We start from the raw sequence: 17,834 nt of genomic DNA on the forward strand, positions 1-17,834 counted from the left end.
TATTCTGGCAGGAGATATGCTGGAAAATTTGAATATAAACAGTTTGTTGAAGATAAAGCAATCGGATTTATTTATTAAACCTAATTAATTAGAATTATGAAAACAACCTGTGTGTTAATTTTATTCGCTCTCATGAATTTTTGTGAGATTGCATTTTGTCAGATTCCAGCCAATGGACTCGTTTGTTATTATCCATTTAATGGTGATGCTAGCGATAATAGTGGAAATAGCAATAATGGCACTGTCCATGGAGCTACTTTGACCACCGACAGGTTCGGGAACCAGAATAGTGCATATGGCTTCAATGGCATATCTGACTATATTGTAATTGGGAATTCAGAAACCTTCCCACAAGATGCAATTACAATTTGCTTCTGGTTGAATAGAGAAAGTATAATTCCTGTAGGTCTGGAAAATTACATCTCAAAAGAGCACGCCTTTCAATCTTATGAATACCCAAACAGCAAACTAGCCAGTGGCCTTTATAAAGGAACGCCGGGGTCCTGGTCTAGCTATGAAAGCACTGTTTCTCTTCAAAATAATTCAGAATGGGTGTTTTATGCCTTTTCGTTCGACAATTTTACCCATATGGGTAATATTTATATCAATGGTTTGTTGGATTCAACATTTACAGAGTACAGTCAGGAAGCTATTGTCCGGGAATCTACATACCCTATGTATATTGGAAGAAATGGGAGTTCTGAAGTATATTTTATTAATGGAAAAATGGATGATATTCGCATATATAATCGTGCGTTAACCCACACGGAAATCTTAAGTTTAAAGAATGAAGGCCTAGGTTGCCTTACTGCATTCTATCCATTTAATGGCAATGCAGATGATAACAGTGGAAATAACAATAACGGCACAGTTCATGGAGCTACTTTAACCACCGACCGTTTCGGAATCCCAAATAGTGCATATAGATTCAATGGGATGTCTGATTATATAATAGTTGAAAATTCAGTAACCTTTCCACAAGATGCAATTACGATTTGTTTTTGGTTGAATAGAGAAAGCATAATTCCAGTAGGTCTGGAAAATTACATCTCAAAAGAGTACGCCTTCCAATCTTATGAATACCCAAACAGCAAACTAGCCAGTGGTCTTTTTACAGGTACTCCAGGCTTTTGGTCAAGCTATGAAAGTACTTCCACACTACAAAACAATTCAGACTGGGTATTTTATTCTTTTACATTTGACAATCAGACACATGCGGGAAATATATATATTAATGGTTTGCTGGATTCAACATTTATTGAGCAAAGTCCGGATGCTATTGTGAGAACTTCTTCTTCCCCATTATACATTGGAAGAAACGGGAGTTCTGAAGTATATTTTATTAACGGCAAACTGGATGATATCAGAATATATAGTTGTGCTCTGAATGCTGATGATGTTTATTCATTGTATGAGGATTCAAGCACTGGAGTTGTTGCTTTACCTGAGAAATCAAATTTAAAGATATTTCCAAATCCGGCAAATGAAATGATAACAGTCTGTGCAGATCCTCCATTCTATTCAGGGGGATATCGCATTTGTAATATGCTTGGAGGTGTTGTTTCGTCAGGTAACCTTCCCCAAAATGAATACCTGCATATTGATATATCAAATTTAAATCCAGGTGTTTACGTAATATATCTTTACCACAATAACTATGTGACTGTTAGTAAGTTTACCAAAAACTGATTCTGAGAAAATTTTAAGCAGAAGAGCATCTATAAACAGACAACCATGAAGATCAAATCTTTTACTTACCTGATGCTGTTATTGATTTCCGCTCAATTTTTCGTTTGAAATCTCAAACCCCTTATCAACGACTCTATACTTTCAAAATGAATGTTTATGCAAAATTAAATAATATGAAAATGAAATATATTATTATTACAGTGATACTTGCACTTGCCTGTCAAATTTATGCTCAGGTGCCAACAAACGGCTTGGTAGCCTACTACCCTCTTAATGGTAATGCGATTGATGCCAGTGGGAATGGAAACAATGGTACAATAAACGGAGGAGTAACATCTACAACTGACCGGTTTGGGATTACAAACATGGCAATGCAATTTAATGGATATAATGGATACATCTTAGTTAATAGTTCAACGTCTTTTCCTTCAACTGCAATTACAACTGCTTTCTGGTTGAATCGAAAAGGTCTAGTAGCAAATGGATTGGAGAATTACATTTGTAAAGAACATGCATTTTCCACATATATTTATCCAAATGCCGAAATTGTGTCACAGGTATGGAAAGGATCGGCTGGCCAATGGACTGAATGGACAGCAGGATCATACACAGTACCAATGGATAACGAGTGGATTTTTTACGCATCCACTTTTGATAACTTCACTAAAATCGTGCGTATTTATATTAATGGAGGGCTGGTTAATACTATTAATGAAACAAATCCTAATGCAATAGTTCGTACCTCAAGTTCACCATTATATATTGGCAGGAATGGGTCCAGCAGTGTATACTTTATTAAAGGTGTTCTAGATGATTTAAGATTATATAACAGGGCTCTTAGTAGCATTGAAATTCAGCAACTTTACAATGAACAATCATATAATAGCCTGAATTCTGGATTAGTCGCTCACTACCCCTTTGATAATAATTTCCTTGATTATTCTGAGAATGGTTATGATGGGACCCAAAGCGGCGGCGTTTCTTTTACAAGTGATCATTTGCTGCAACAAAATGGTGCAGCATCATTTGATGGACAAAATGATCAGGTAAATATTACACCATCAGGTGATTTGCTAAATTATTGCGCTGGGAATCACTCTTATTCGGCATGGATAAAGTTGAATTCTGTTCCGGCTGTACCTAAGTTTGTCGTAGATGCAAGCGGTGTTGGTACAGGTGGAGATCAAAGAGGAATTAATTTTTCAGGCAACAACTATCCGGGATTCAAATGGGTAACTACAACAAGCTCATATACTGTATACTCGACTCAGCCACTTACGCCTGGAGTCTGGTATCACATTGCCGGAAAGCTTGAAGGAAATACCGGAAAAATATATGTGAATGGGGTTTTAAAAGGTACATTATCTTCAACAGGAACTCCCACATCAATCTTCAATTTTAAAATTGGAAATATCTCCGGTGGTGGAACGGGGAATGGGTTTTTTAATGGGAATATAGACGATTTGCGTGTCTATAAAAGAGCGCTCAGCGAGGCTGAAATACGTAATTTGGCACAAGCAAATATTCCGCTTTCAGTAGGGTTTATAATTTCAGATATGGAACCTTCTGTAAATGAGGCAATACAACTGACGGTTCAGTCTGAAGGAAACCCACCCCCAAACAAATGGACCTGGAATTTTGGAGATAATACACCCATTCAAATAATCAATACACCTGCTTCTCCCGATATTTCTCATACATATTCACAGACTGGCCTCAAAGAAATTAAACTCACTGTTGAAAATGGAACCGGGATAAGTTTGTCTATGTCTCAAACGGTTCAGGTTTCTTCTAATAATAAAGGAATTGATCTTGAGATTATTGAAACCGGAGGGACAAATGATGTTGCTTTTTTAGGTTATTTTTACGAATGGAGGTCCTGTTCTTGGTGTTTACAACCTCATTTTGTAAGAAAAATATTTCCTGTTGAAATAGTTGGCGGAAAAAGGATGGCTTATATCAATGAATTTGAGGATGCCTCAACCTACATTTATAATAAACTAATTTCTGATTTCAATGACACAATATATCTGTATGATGCAACTTATAAACAATTAGGACACATTGCTTTTCAGTATGATCACTCATTGCAGGGGGAATCGCCTCGAAATGCTATTATCTTTTTTCATAATGACAATGAAATGAAAGTTAATCCAGAAAATACAAACAAACCGTTTTTCCCCTATTCGACTGCAAGCCCAGAGTATAAGTCAGGATGGAATTATTACAAAATTGATGAGTACCCGGTTTCAATGTTGATTCCACCAAATAATTCTTTTCCGTCAAGCTATAATAAGCCTCCTGTTATACTTGTTCAAGGCGTTAGCGGAACGTATAGTTACTCTACAAATCCAAATGCAGACTTTACTCAAAATGATGTATCTTACTGGTATACAACACCCCGACTTTTGAATGAAAAAGCACATTATGACGCGTGGCAATACTATTATCCATATGATACCGATATTGAACATTTGGGGATTGGTTTAAAACCAGCTATCGATTCATTGAAAGCTAAATATAATCAAAAGATTCGGATTGTGACACATAGTATGGGTGGCCTGGTTACAATAAAATATCTGACTAAATATTCAAATAATCCGAATTATGATAGCAGAGAAATGATTGAAAAAGTTCTTTTTACAGCACCTCCAATGCACGGATCCTATTCTGCTAACCGTCTATATAGGACTGCAATGGGAACACTTGTTGAATATTTTGCGAATAAAGATAAACAAGCACCGGCATACAGGGATTTGAGTCTTGGCAGTAAGTTTGTGGAAGAACTAAATTCAGGAGATTGGACAAGTTTGATTGATCTTAATGGCAACGATACCCTTTCAGACGACTATTTTGCATTATTGGGAACAACAGAAAAATATCATTCTTCTTCATCTGTTCACGAAGAGTCTTATAAACACAGTGATGGAGTTGTTTCGATAAGCAGTGCTTCGCTTTTAGATCACGGCATTGGTTTTGCAACAATTCATGGCAACCATGATGACTGTAATCATGGTCAGAGTAAAAACAAAAAGAAATATAATATTGGCCTCCCCGATCTTATTCCTGAAATTATCGATTCATATTTCTTTGATCCGGCAGAAACATTTTATTCAAAGTTACAGGCAGAAACAAATGTTAGAGCAGTTGTGAAAGCCGACATGTCTGTATTTAAACCTTCCGGAGCAACACTTGCCACTTTAAATAATTCTTCCTATCCAACAGGGGAGCAAGACGTTAATTATCAAAAAGGCCTTCTGTTATTAAACATTGGTTCAAGTTCAAATCCTATTACAATTGCCAACATATATACAACAAGATATAATGAAACAGATGGAATTCTGAAATTGTATCCATCTGGGAGTTATTTATTATCCGAATATGGATATACAGATATAGGTTTTTTTGTCAACAATAGTTTCAATGATAAAGAAAATGTCTATTATTTTCGAGGTGTTTTCAACAATACCACGGAACGTGGTTGTGCAATATATCTTTCTAAAGTTAAAAATACTATCAAATTGATGGACTTTTCTGGTAATCCTATTCCTGGAATGTCAAATACAATAGATGATTTTAAATATTGTTACTCAAATACTTTAACATTGGGAACAAGTGGTTCAAGGCAGAACAATCTTATTACAAACAATCGAACAGATACTAAATTCTCTACGTTATTTGAAACTGGAGCTATTCCGTCTGATAACATTAGCACATCCTATTTTATTGATGACCAGACTTCGTTGGTAAAATTTGAATTGTCAAGTAAAGAATTGGATAATTCCACATTTCCATTGAATATTAAATTACAAATACCGGACGGCACTATCATTGACAGTAGTTATGCTGGTGGAAATTTATTATATGATTCACTTTCGGGATCTTATGAAATGAGTATTGCAGATCCGATGTTTGGCAAATGGAAGATATGGGCTGAGTCAAATCAACCAGGTATCGACACTATAAGCTACGCTGCATTTGCTTATTTAAAGTCAGATATATATGCTTATCTGATCAATGATACAAGTATTGTTAATGTTGGTGATTATTTTAATATTGAAGCAGGTTTACAGTTGGAGAACCTTAATCTTTCAGATAGTCTCAATGTTTGGGCAACCATCACTCAGCCAGAAGGCGATACCTCAATTTACAACCTCAGTTCAAGTATTACAGCCATCGATACAGCATTTAAGTTTATATATCCTTTTCAAACTGATACTTCGGGATACTATACTATCAAATTAAATTTTGAAGGAGTCTATAATGGTTACCGTTTTGAGCGTGTTCTCTTTCATCAGTTTGGAGCTGCAGATACAACAATCGTATTAAAATTGCCTGATATAACGCTTCGTCAAAATCACTCTTCATCAGAAATCAGATTAAGGGAATATGCTTATAATTATACCTGTCCTTATGATTCATTGCTTTTCGAAACTTCAGCAATTTCTTCGAACATTGGCCCGAATGCATTCCTGTCATATTTAAATGATACGACATGGACACATTATTTCAATTCAAGTCTATCTGATACGGGGTCAGTTGTGATTCAATACACTATGCTTCTTCCTGACAATAATATCATTTATGATACAATTCTGATACATGTTGTTTTACCTGATTTGGCAATAATAAATGATTCAGTAAACCAATTGGCTGTCTGCTCTGATTCCGCATTAGTGGCTTCATTTCAGTTAAAAAACCAGGGTAATACCTATTCAAATGCACTTTCAGTCAAATACTTTTTATCATCAGATCTGACCATCAATTCTTCAGACTTATGCTTGAAAGACAGAGTAATATATTTTCTGGAAAGAGATTCATTAGTAAATATATCTGATTCTATATTAATACCTTCTTTTATCAACGAGGGTTTGTGGAATTTGATTATTGCAGTGGATCCGGATGGGTTCATAAAAGAAGTCAATGACAGTACGAACAATGTTGCCATTCTGCCGCTAACTATTCAAAAATTATCAACACTGAATGTAAAACTATATCTTGAAGGACTATACAATGCGCCAAACGGGAGTATGAATCAGGCTCATGATGAGGATGGTCCGGAATTTCAGGGTTTAGTTGCTGACCTGGTAACAATTAGATTGGCAAACGCGCTTCCTCCTTACGCAATAGTTAAAACATTTGAAGATGTTGAAATAGGAACCAATGGGATAGCCTCTGTAGTCATTCCGCAGGACTTAACAGGAATTTATTACATTGTAATAAATCACAGAAACAGCATTGAGACGTGGAGTGCAATCCCTGTTACATTGAATTCTCCATCAATTAATTACGACTTTACAACAGATTCATTTAAAGCTTATGGAAATAATATGAGATTAATCGGGATAAACAATGTTCTCTTCACCGGAGATGTTACCCAGGATGGTGTCGTGGATATTGCAGATATGACCCAGGTTGATAACGATTCAGCCGTTTTTATGTCAGGTTATTTAGTAACTGATATTAACGGTGATGGAATTGTAGATACTGCTGATATGAGCTATATTGATAATAATTCTTTCGGATTTGTTGGTCGAATAATCCCATAGTGCTTTTAATCACTATTGTCTGGATATGTTGGAATTTCCGGCTTTTATTATGTAAATTAATAATATTCAGTATATTATAAGGTATTTTTTTTAATTTCATAAGTATACCCGCTTTTTAAAATAAGGCTAACAGTACATTTTTATAAATGTTAATTCAAAAAATTAAAAAGTATGATATCATTTTTGGTGCAGTCTGCCTCCCGGCTGTATATGAGGTTGGCGGCACCTACAAGTAAAACAAAAATTGTATTAATTGTGTTTTTCAGCAAGCTCATAAGCAGACAAGTCTCACCAAAATCTGTTTCTTTCATAATTGACGTCATAAGCGTATTTGCGTGAGATTGTGACTGCTGTGTGTATTACCTTTGCCCCATGAAGCATTTCACCATCCCCATCTTCGTACCTGAGCTGGCTTGCCCCAACCGCTGCGTATTCTGCAACCAGCACAGTATTTCGGGCTGCCATAAACAGCCGGAACCGGATGAGGTGCGTGAAATCATTCTGCAGCACCTGAAAACAATCCCTGAAAAGGATTCGCACATCGAAATCGGATTCTTTGGTGGTAGCTTCACCGGGATTGAGCCGGAGTTGCAGGCATTGTATCTGGATGTTGCCCGAAGTTTCATGTCTTCAGGCCGCATCCACGGTATCCGCCTCAGTACCCGGCCCGACTATATTGACGCAGATGCATTGAAGCTGCTGAAGTCATACGGAGTCACCACCATTGAGCTCGGGGCACAGTCGCTCGACGATGAGGTGCTGATGCTTTCGGGGCGCGGGCATACGGTCCGGGATGTGGAGAAAGCATCGGCCTTGATCCGCGAAGCCGGATTTAAGCTGGGCCTCCAGATGATGACCAGCCTTCCCGGCGATACTCCTGAAAAGGCCATGGAGACCGCCCGGCGTATTGTTGAGCTTGGAGCCGTCTGCACGCGCATATATCCAACCCTGGTCATCAGGGGGACAGAACTGGAAAAGCGCTGGCGGAATGGTGACTACCAGCCACAAACCCTGGATGAAGCAGTGGAACTTACCGCCCGTTTACTGGAGATCTTCCGCGAAGCCGGCGTGGAGGTAATCCGTGTGGGATTGCACCCTTCGGAGGATCTGCTGGGAGGAAACGACCTGCTGGCCGGTCCTTTTCATCCTAATTTCCGGGAACTGGCCGAAACCTTAATCTGGAAACGGAAACTTCAGCCTCTGCCTGAGCTGCACCCTGCCGGCGGCAGCATCCGTATTCCCGTCCCCGCCGGTGAAATGCGCTATGCAACCGGATTTGCCTCATCAAACCGTGAAATGCTCGAAACACATTTCAGCCGGGTGGAATTTTACGAGGAGGAAGTAACTTTTCATAAAAAACCGCTGATTCTTACTGATAAAAGGACGCCCCTGCCGGTTAAAAATGCACTGAGGAACCGTGGCAGGCTGGTATTGTTAAGCACGGAGAACATGGTGTATAAGTCCATCAGCGGGCATCCGGATATTTTTCTTTGCGCCGGACAGGAAGCCGTTGTTATGGCTCCTGGCATACCTGAAGAAATTAAAAATGCCCTTTCAATACATGGCATACCGGTAATCCGTGGCAGTGCAGATCCGGGGAAAACCTATCCCGCATCCGCCCGCTACAACGCGGTAATCACACCGGAATACATTATCCACAACCTGAAAATCACAGATCCGGTAATTGCGGAAACCTTTAAAAAGCGCAAGCAACTTCATGTAAACCAGGGGTATACCCGGTGTAATTTACTTGCACTGGATAACGACCGCTTTATAACCTCCGACCGGGGCATAGAAAAAGTGTTGGTAAAGGAAGGGAAACCGGTGTTATATGCTGATCCTGCTCCGGTCAGGCTGCATGGGCAAAAACACGGATTTTTCCCGGGTTGCTGCGGAATACTGGATCGTGAAGTCTTAATAACCGGAAGCCTGAAATATCATCCTCAGGGAGAGGAGATCAGATCATTTATCGGATCGGCCGGATACTCCGTTCAGGAATTGTATGATGGTCCGCTGACGGATGTCGGAGGGATTTTTATGTTAAAATCCACTCATTTCAGGCAGTAATTGTAAAAACAGAAACCATTGATTGTAATTGTGGGAATTTGTAAATGGTGGAATGTGCCAATATGGAAATGAAGTAAATCTGATGTGCTCTTTTCCCGGCAAAGTAGCCTGGGGAAATTGTACCCTATTGTGCCCTATTGTGCCTATTGTGGTGAAAAGCAACTTACCACATTCTCTTAATCTACTAAAAAATAACCACAGTAGGCACATTAGAACACAATAGATTCATGCATTAACATAAAGTTGATTAGATTTCATAGTCTTGAATCATTAAATTCTGAATTTTCTAAACCCATTCTATTCCCGGTAAAGTAGCCGGGGGAAATTGTACCCTATTGTGCCCTATTGTGCCTATTGTGGTGAAAAGCAACTTACCACATTCTCTTAATCTACTAAAAAATAACCACAGTAGGCACATTAGAACACAATAGATTCATGCATTAACATAAAGTTGATTAGATTTCATAGTCTTGAATCATTAATTTCTGAATTTTCTAACCCATTCTATTCCCGGTAAAGTAGCCGGGGGAAATTGTACCCTATTGTGCCCTATTGTGCCTATTGTGGTGAAAAGCAACTTACCACATTCTCTTAATCTACTAAAAATAACCACAGTAGGCACATTAGAACACATTAGGTCATGCATTAACTTAAAGTTGATTAGATTTCATAGTCTTGAATCATTAATTTCTGAATTTTCTAACCCATTCTATTCCCGGTAAAGTAGCCGGGGGAAATTGTACCCTATTGTGCCCTATTGTGCCTATTGTGGTGAAAAGCAACTTACCACATTCTCTTAATCTACTAAAAATAACCACAGTAGGCACATTAGAACACATTAGGCTCATCCATTAACTTAAAGTTGATTAGATTTCATAGTCTTGAATCATTGAATGCTGAATTTCCTGAACATGGGGTATTGCGGACGTCTCGTCCGGGCTTTAAAAGATCAGGGTATTTTTTAAAGCGGGCGGGTATTTTGTCCTGGAATTATATGATAGTCCGCTGGTGGATATCGGAGGGCTTTTGCTCCTTAAACCGGGTCCCGGACTTAAGTGTCAGGATTTATAAATCAGCATGCGGGCAATGGCTGCCAGCAGGTCCACCTGATCGAGATCCTTGATTAACTCGCTGATTTTGCTTACTTTGTCATCATCCGGCTGATCGGAAGTAATAATCTGTGCAATCTCCCGTGCCTGCTTACCGGTAATAAAATCTTCCAGCCCCAGCAGATTGTGGCTGCCGGAAGGGTCGCGTTTTACCGGCGGGCCGAATGCTTCAAGTTCGGCAATGACGGCTTCCAGCACCTCGCGTCCCATTTTACGGCATGCATCTATCTGAGAGATTTTTCCTGTGGCATCGCGCAGCGACCAGGAGCTGAAATCGGGTTGTATCGAACGTATCATCTCCACTTTTTGGGAATTTTCCCCGAAAATCCTCCCCAGTATCATCATGGCATTGGTTTTCCAGGATTGAAGGTCAAAAGGTTTCTGATCGAGACGGGCGATCAGATCGCGAAGCAGGATAATTTCATTGGTTGACATGATACGGGACGTTTGGAAAAGATGATGTAAAAATCCATAGCGCTAAGATAGCGATTAAATCTTAAAGATTGCGGGTTTGGCACATAGCGTTTTTCCGTACTAAAGAAAATATGCCTGCCTGCACATCCCACTGTTTTCTCTTCGCATATTCCCTCCTTTTTGTACATTTGATGTTTCTCATTCTTTAATTCAATTCATTGATTCCCAGGGATACCATACAAAGCATTCTGGATGCCGCCCGCATCGAAGAGGTGGTGGGAGACTTCGTGCAACTGAAACGGCGCGGGGTTAACCTGTTGGGACTTTGTCCGTTTCATAACGAGAAAACCCCTTCATTCACGGTCTCCCCGGCCAAAGGGATTTTTAAATGTTTTGGTTGCGGTAAGGCCGGCAATGCCGTGAACTTCGTGATGGAACACGAAAAATATTCCTATCCCGAAGCGCTGCGTTACCTTGCCAGCAAATATGGCATTGAGGTTGAAGAACAGGAGCCTACACCGGAAGAGAAACAGCAGGATACCGACCGCGACAGCCTGTTCAGCCTCAACGACTTTGCCAGAAAGTTTTATGTAAATACCTTGTTCGAAACGGAAGAGGGTAAGGCCATCGGGCTGAGCTATTTCCTGGAAAGGGGATTCCGCGAAGATATCATCAGGAAGTTTCAGCTTGGTTTTTCGCCCACCGCCTGGGATACATTTACAAAAACCGCCCTGCAGAACGGGTATTCCGAAAAATACCTTGTCGATTCGGGCCTGACCATCAGCAAGGACGGCAAGCACTACGACCGCTTCCGCGAAAGGGTGATGTTTCCCATCCACAACCTCACCGGGAAGGTGATCGGCTTTGGCGGGCGCATCCTCACTTCCGACAAAACCAAACCCAAGTATGTAAATTCACCGGAATCGGAAGTTTACAACAAGTCGAAGAGCCTTTATGGCATCTGGCTGGCCCGCAATTCCATCGTGGCCCGCGACAATTGCTTCCTGGTTGAGGGATATACCGACGTGATTTCGCTGCATCAGTCGGGTATCGAAAATGTGGTCGCCTCCTCAGGAACCTCGCTCACAACCGATCAGATACGCCTGATCAGTAAGTTTACCCGAAACATTACCATCCTTTATGATGGAGATCCTGCCGGGATCAAAGCCTCGTTCAGGGGGATTGATATGATCCTGGAACAGGGGATGAATGTGAAGGTGGTGCTTTTCCCGGATGGAGAAGACCCGGATTCTTACGCGCGCAAGCACAGCTCTTCCGATCTGGAAGGGTTTATTTCCAACAATTCGGATGATTTCATCGCGTTCAAGACCAGACTGTTGTTGGATGAAACGCAAAACGATCCCGTTAAAAAAGCCAGACTGATCCACGAAATCATCCATACCATCAGCCTGATTCCGGATCCGATCATCCGGCCGCTGTTCATCAGGGAATGCGCCGAAATCATGCAGATTGCCGAGCAAACGCTGATGAATGAGCTGAATAAACTGCTCAGGAAAAAAAAGCTTAAAGGTTATGAGGGTGAGTCGCAGGAGCAGATTCCGGAGCCGGTAATTATTGCGCCCCCTCAGGAACTGGCACCCGATATCACTGATTGCAGCGCCCAGGAGCTGGATGTGATCAGGATGTTGCTTTTATACGGATCAAAAGAAATCAAAATCAGGTTGCAATCCGATGATCCTGAATTGAATGAATATTTCAGGACATCGGTTGCCGCTTTTATCTGTAATGATATCCGGGCCAGCCAGATCACCTTTGATTTGGCTTTATATCAGGCAGTATTTGACGCCTTTGCCCGGGGAGTGGATACAGATGCCTTACCTGACGAACGGTTTTTTACCATGCATGCCGATCCGGATATTGTAAAGCTGGCCATTGACCTGCTGAGCCAGAAATATGAACTGAGCCCCGGCTGGGAAGAGATCAAGATTTATGTGCCTGCCGAAACGGATGGCCTGGATGAAACCGTTCCCCGGGCCGTGCTTTCATTGATGCACAGGAAACTCTCCGCCCTGATCCAGATCAACCAGAAAGAGATGAAAGAACTGGACACCATGAGCGAGGCCTGGGCCGATCATCTGTCAAGGGATATCTATCTGAAAAAAGCCCGGAATGATATCAGCCGGAGACTTGGCCGCATCCTGAATGGTTAGGATTTCTGAAACTTTAATGATTTTGATTTGTTTATGCTGGTGACTTAAACATTAAACAAATGAAAAAGAATATTGGAAATACCGATAAACTGATCCGGCTGGTGCTGGCCCTTGTGGTGGCCGTTCTTTACTTTCTTAATGTAATCAGCGGCACACTTGCCATAGTGCTTGGCGTTTTTGCTTTGGTTATGGTGCTTACAAGCCTGATGAACTTCTGCGGATTGTATGCCATCTTCGGCTGTTCAACCTGCAAAAACGAGGGGAAAAAGTAGTTTTTATCCCTTATACCTCCATCAGCGGATAAAAAAAAAGGCCTGCCTGCAGCATTACTGCAGGCAGGCTTTTGGTTTTTTATTTTTCAGGGAAAAGTCACGCAGTACCCTGCAAACCGGCGAAATTATTTCGCAAGTTTTTCAAGCGTCACATCTACGTCAATCTGTATGCTTTTGGCAATGTTGTTGGCAACAGCGGCAGGAACTTTAATGCCGTAATCGGCCAGCAGCACATTGAATGTGGACTTTCCGGTGACTTTTCCGTCCCTGATCTCCAGGGTCCCTTTTTCAGAAATCTTTTTGGTAATCCCCTTGATGGTGAGGTCGCCTTCAACGTTGACCGGATAAACTCCGTTTTTGTCGAACGGGACGTCTTTGATATTTGACACTTTTCCGGTAAAGGTTGCATTGGGAAACTTATCTGATTCCACATAATTCTCATTGAAGTGCTCCTGCATCAGGGCTTTTTCAAATTGAAATGATTTCATCAGCACCCGGAAAACAAAATCGCCCGTTTGCTGATCAAGGGCGCTGTTTACCTGCCGGTTGTGCGCTTCAATATCCTCCATGGGCGTGGAGGAGAAAAAGCGGATATGGCCGTTTTTGGTGATGTACTTCTGGGCATTGACGCTGGTCAGGGAAAGGATGGTCAATAGGAATAGGGCTGTTAACTGTTTCATGATGGTTGTTGTTTTTGTGAAAGCTTGTTGATCAGGCCGTGCCGGTAAGGTTTTATTCAACGAGGCTGCAATGTTCAAGGATTACGTCGGTTTCGTTGTAACCGGTGCAAAAACCTTTGATGGTAAGGGTTGTTCCCGGCGCCTGGCTGATGATTTTGTCCTTTGATGCAGGCAGCATGGTGAAGCGGATTCCTTCGCTGCCAAACATACCCTCGTCAATTTCGAATACTGCCACCGTGAGTGAATCGTTCTGCTCCACCGACGTAAGCGTGCCGGTGACTGCAATTACCTTACCGTTATAAATTCCGGAGGCAGCAGCCTGATCCGTCCTGAATTCCTCAAACAGGGTCAGTGCGTCAACCGTGAACTCAGATTCAGCTTTTGCATAATCCTTATGGGGTTTGTTGTAAACAAAGAAATAAACCAGTATTCCTGCGATGATGCCTGCAAGTGCGAGGGCACCCGCCGCGATAAGTAATTTTCTTTTCATTTTGAGGATTTTAGGTGAATAAATCCGGTAATACCCTAAAAACTGATCAAAAAAACAACTGGTACGATTGTTTTAGTCAAGCCTGATAATTTAGTTTTCAGACAAGTTGCTTTTTGCCTCAGATCATTAATTTCATTAGGAAAACCGGGATGTGCAATCTTGTAAGGATTCTTATCTTTCAAAGGATAAGTACCCGTTTATTTCAGCCTGTCTGAGTCAGTTGAGAAAGTATACCAAGCCCGGAATGTTAATGTTTATCAACAAACTTACAGGGAAGATGTTTATCCCACGGAAAAATCATTGATGATCGTCTTATTTACATCAGGGATAAATACGGCCAACAGCCTTTTCAGAGGAAAATTTAAAAACTTTCCCTGATAGGAATAATTTTCAGAATGCTTATAGGATGCGGGTAGTTTATTATATGATGTGCTGATAATATTTTTACCATCCCGATGGTTATCGGGACACGAAGACTCAGAAGAACACAAAATTATTGCAGGAAAAGAGATCCCGGATACTTATAAAAAGTTTGATCACTAATCAGCTATTCCATTTTTCAGGAGTCAAAAACTGAGATAATTCTTTTGTGTGTTTTTGTGCTTCCGCGCTTTGGTGGCTTCTTTTAAATGCCAAAGTCGCCATAGTATATCCAGCATATTAATTAAGGATTTGCCCTCGGATGCCGCAATCAGAGCTTACCCCCAAGAACTGCGGTCTTTCGGAATTGTTTAACCTTCCCTCCCAGGTTGAATACTTCCACATGAATGATATAAATCCCGATGGGGGCCTTCTCCCTTTCATCGGTAATGCCATCCCACATAAACTGATTGCCGGTACCGGCAGGCTCATTCCTGACCAACAGCCTCACCGTCCTGCCATTGCTGTCGAAAATGCGGATGGTTACTGAATAACCCGGTTCTGTGAAATTGCAGACTATGCTCAACTGGTCATTATAGCCATCATTATCGGGAGAAAATATTTCCGGACTGATCAGCACTTCATCCCCTGACTCAGGAGCCTTCATAAATTGCGAATTCTGGTAAGCCGGGGTGGCAAATCCCACATTCTGGGCAGCAGAATGCCAGTTGCCCGGTTCAGCGGCTGGCCGGTCGAAATTCACCCGTTCAAGCGAAACTCCGTCGGTGGTGTTCAGCAGGGCAAAATGCATGCTGCTGTTATAGGTAAATTCATCCAGAATAATTTCCCACGGGGTGAGCAGCACAACGGTACCCAGGTCGTTGGCGTAAGACGGGAATGAAGACATACTTACAAATCCGCCCGGATTCGGGGTGAAGTATTCCGCTCTTACAAGGTCAGGGTCTTTGGTGAGTACAAGGTACTCCCCCGGAAACATCAGCCTGCCGTCGGGCGCGGTTTCATTCACCGAAGTAAGTTCCCCGGTGGTTTTGTCCCTGGTGGCCAGCCAGATGCTTTTCAGGTCGATAACTTTCTGCGAGCGGTTGTAAATCTCTACAAATTCAGTTCCCGTTGACCGCGGATCAGACAATACTTCATTGATGATCACATCCGCGCTGTCGGGCAGTGACGGAAATGCAAACCGGGCGTTAAGGGTGGTCGTTGTTTCGTTTCCGGCGCAATCCGCAATGCCTGCCGTAACCTCAAGGGAATAAATAATCCCTTCTTCAAAAACATGGTCAAAACTAAGCCCGACCGAACGGTAAGCCGGAGGATACAGGTTGACGGCGAGGGGTGTGCCAACGCCCTGGTCAACCAGATAAATTGCCGGTGAAACCAGGCTCAGGCTGTCCATGGATTCGGTAAAGAATACCCTCACGGAGGAGGGCCCCGTAATGCTGATCTTTTCTATAGATGGTACCGAATTGTCGGGGTTGGATGCGTTGACGGAATTGACCGTTCCGGGTGTTCCACCCGCCGGATTGATGCTTGCCCTCCAGTTTTCGCTTGCCCCGCAAGGATTGCCGGGATCAATCATTTCGAGCGACCAGCCGCCGTTTTTTTTCACCGCATCGCGGTACCAGCCGTCGGTATAACTTACCTGATGAACAACAGCTCCGGTTTTTTCCCTAAGCACCAATGTTGCGCCCGTGTTGGAGAGGCTGATACTGGAAAAGCCAAATACATCTCCAAATGGCTGGAGTTGCGGCACGGCATCTTCAGAGGTCAGGATAAGAAATGATTTTGGTTCTATCACTTTCCTCGGGAGGGTGCGTTTGGTTGATCCGATGGACAAGACCCAGTTTTCGAGCTGAACCGGCATTTCGCTGCGGTTGTAAATCTCCAGGTATTCAAAATTGGGTAAACCAACGGGAGGGTCAGGATCGGCCATGATTTCGCTGATTACCACATCGTAAGGCTGAACCGTGTAATAGGCAAACGGACGGGTGACCGTTTCAATCGTGTTTCCCGCCAGGTCTTTCACATTGTTAACCGTCAGATTATAAAGCGTGCCCTCGCTGAACGCGGTTGCGAACATCAGGTGAACCAGCGATTTCTGAGTAATGTCGCGGCCGGCAGCCATAGGCGCTCCGATTCCCTGATCTGCAAAATAGTTCAATGTATTGGTCGCCGAGGGTTCATCCACACTTTCGCTGAAGTACAGATCAATGCGGTTTTGGTCAAGCACTTCCACCGATAGCAACTGAGGCGGTGTCTGGTCGACAATGGGTGATCCGGCATATATATCATCAAAGTAGAACCGGGTCGCGTTACTGGAGGTGTATTTGCAAAAGAAACCGAAATGGGTGTAATTCTGCCAGACCTGATCTTCTCCGGATCCCTCGGGCTGATAGTCCTCACCGCCTGCCGGATCGGCAAAAACGCTCCATTCGCCATCTTCGGTTCTTACCACGCGGATGCTGATCGCGAAAGCGGTTGCAATAAGCCCGTTTGTGCCTCTGGTGATCAGAAATTCAGCGGTACCGCCTTGTCTGTAAAGTTCAATGGCGTCGGCCGAACCTCCTTCGCCCAGTTTCAGGAAATAACCGTTGAGTGGTTCTTTAAGATTCTGCTGGTCAGCAACCAGGTAAATCCGCGCATTGTTGTTGTCGCTCGGGCTAAAATTCAGCCTTACCCACATGCGCCATTCAATCAGCCCCTCAAGGCTCACGGGTGTGGAAAGATGTGAAATGCCTTCACCGGAAGCATTCAACTGTAATTGCTGGCTTGAATTTATGATAAACCGTTCTGTATCGCCACTCCATGCCGGGTTTTCGGAAAAATCGCCGTCTGAAAAATTTTCGGAAAGTTGGGCAAAAGCGAAAGCCGGAAACAATATCAGGATAAATATTACGCTTTTCATTATAAATGATCAGTTTTAATGGATAAAGGTATGTAAATATTATTACCATTTAAAGACTGAATAAAAAATTGCGCCCAATGTGTTTTACGATTCCATCATCCTGAGGTTGA

9 protein-coding genes are annotated in these 17,834 nt (G+C 42.2%); 5 read left to right on the plus strand and 4 right to left on the minus strand.

Annotated elements, in window-relative coordinates:
* Positions 1-96: 96 nt before the first annotated feature.
* The 3 genes from TBC1_RS00060 (at position 97) to TBC1_RS00070 (ending at position 9,305) form a co-directional block, all read left to right on the plus strand.
* Entirely contained in the window at positions 97-1,689 is a 1,593-nt protein-coding gene (locus TBC1_RS00060) for a LamG-like jellyroll fold domain-containing protein (RefSeq protein ID WP_082189411.1), read from the plus strand.
* Between the two features lie 179 nt (positions 1,690-1,868).
* Positions 1,869-7,238: a LamG-like jellyroll fold domain-containing protein gene (locus tag TBC1_RS00065; protein WP_172668781.1), complete on the plus strand. Its 5,370-nt coding sequence runs from the start codon at positions 1,869-1,871 to the stop codon at positions 7,236-7,238.
* Positions 7,239-7,610: 372 nt separating this feature from the next.
* Positions 7,611-9,305 (plus strand): elongator complex protein 3, encoded by a 1,695-nt coding sequence (locus tag TBC1_RS00070; RefSeq protein WP_062036730.1) that lies wholly within the window; start codon positions 7,611-7,613, stop codon positions 9,303-9,305.
* A gap of 1,058 nt (positions 9,306-10,363) precedes the next feature.
* Here the strand turns inward: TBC1_RS00070 and TBC1_RS00075 are convergent.
* A complete protein-coding gene (locus TBC1_RS00075; protein ID WP_062036733.1) occupies positions 10,364-10,849 on the minus strand; it encodes a hypothetical protein in 486 nt (161 codons plus the stop codon).
* Positions 10,850-11,046: 197 nt separating this feature from the next.
* Between TBC1_RS00075 and dnaG the strand changes: the two genes are divergently transcribed.
* Positions 11,047-12,999: a DNA primase gene (dnaG, locus tag TBC1_RS00080; protein WP_062036735.1), complete on the plus strand. Its 1,953-nt coding sequence runs from the start codon at positions 11,047-11,049 to the stop codon at positions 12,997-12,999.
* Positions 13,000-13,058: 59 nt separating this feature from the next.
* The gene (locus TBC1_RS00085; protein WP_062036737.1) at positions 13,059-13,271 is read left to right on the plus strand and encodes a YgaP family membrane protein; all 213 of its coding nucleotides are present in this window, start codon (positions 13,059-13,061) and stop codon (positions 13,269-13,271) included.
* A gap of 125 nt (positions 13,272-13,396) precedes the next feature.
* Here TBC1_RS00085 and TBC1_RS00090 read toward each other — a convergent pair whose 3' ends face one another.
* The 3 genes from TBC1_RS00090 to TBC1_RS00100 form a co-directional block, all read right to left on the minus strand.
* Positions 13,397-13,951, minus strand: coding sequence for a YceI family protein (locus TBC1_RS00090; RefSeq protein ID WP_062042589.1), 555 nt, complete (start codon positions 13,949-13,951; stop codon positions 13,397-13,399).
* 52 nt (positions 13,952-14,003) lie between these two features.
* Positions 14,004-14,441, minus strand: coding sequence for an OB-fold protein (locus tag TBC1_RS00095; protein ID WP_062036740.1), 438 nt, complete (start codon positions 14,439-14,441; stop codon positions 14,004-14,006).
* Positions 14,442-15,132: 691 nt separating this feature from the next.
* Entirely contained in the window at positions 15,133-17,724 is a 2,592-nt protein-coding gene (locus tag TBC1_RS00100) for a lamin tail domain-containing protein (protein ID WP_062036745.1), read from the minus strand.
* Between the last annotated feature and the right edge of the window lie 110 nt (positions 17,725-17,834).

Source organism: Lentimicrobium saccharophilum (assembly GCF_001192835.1).
GTDB lineage: Bacteria > Bacteroidota > Bacteroidia > Bacteroidales > Lentimicrobiaceae > Lentimicrobium > Lentimicrobium saccharophilum.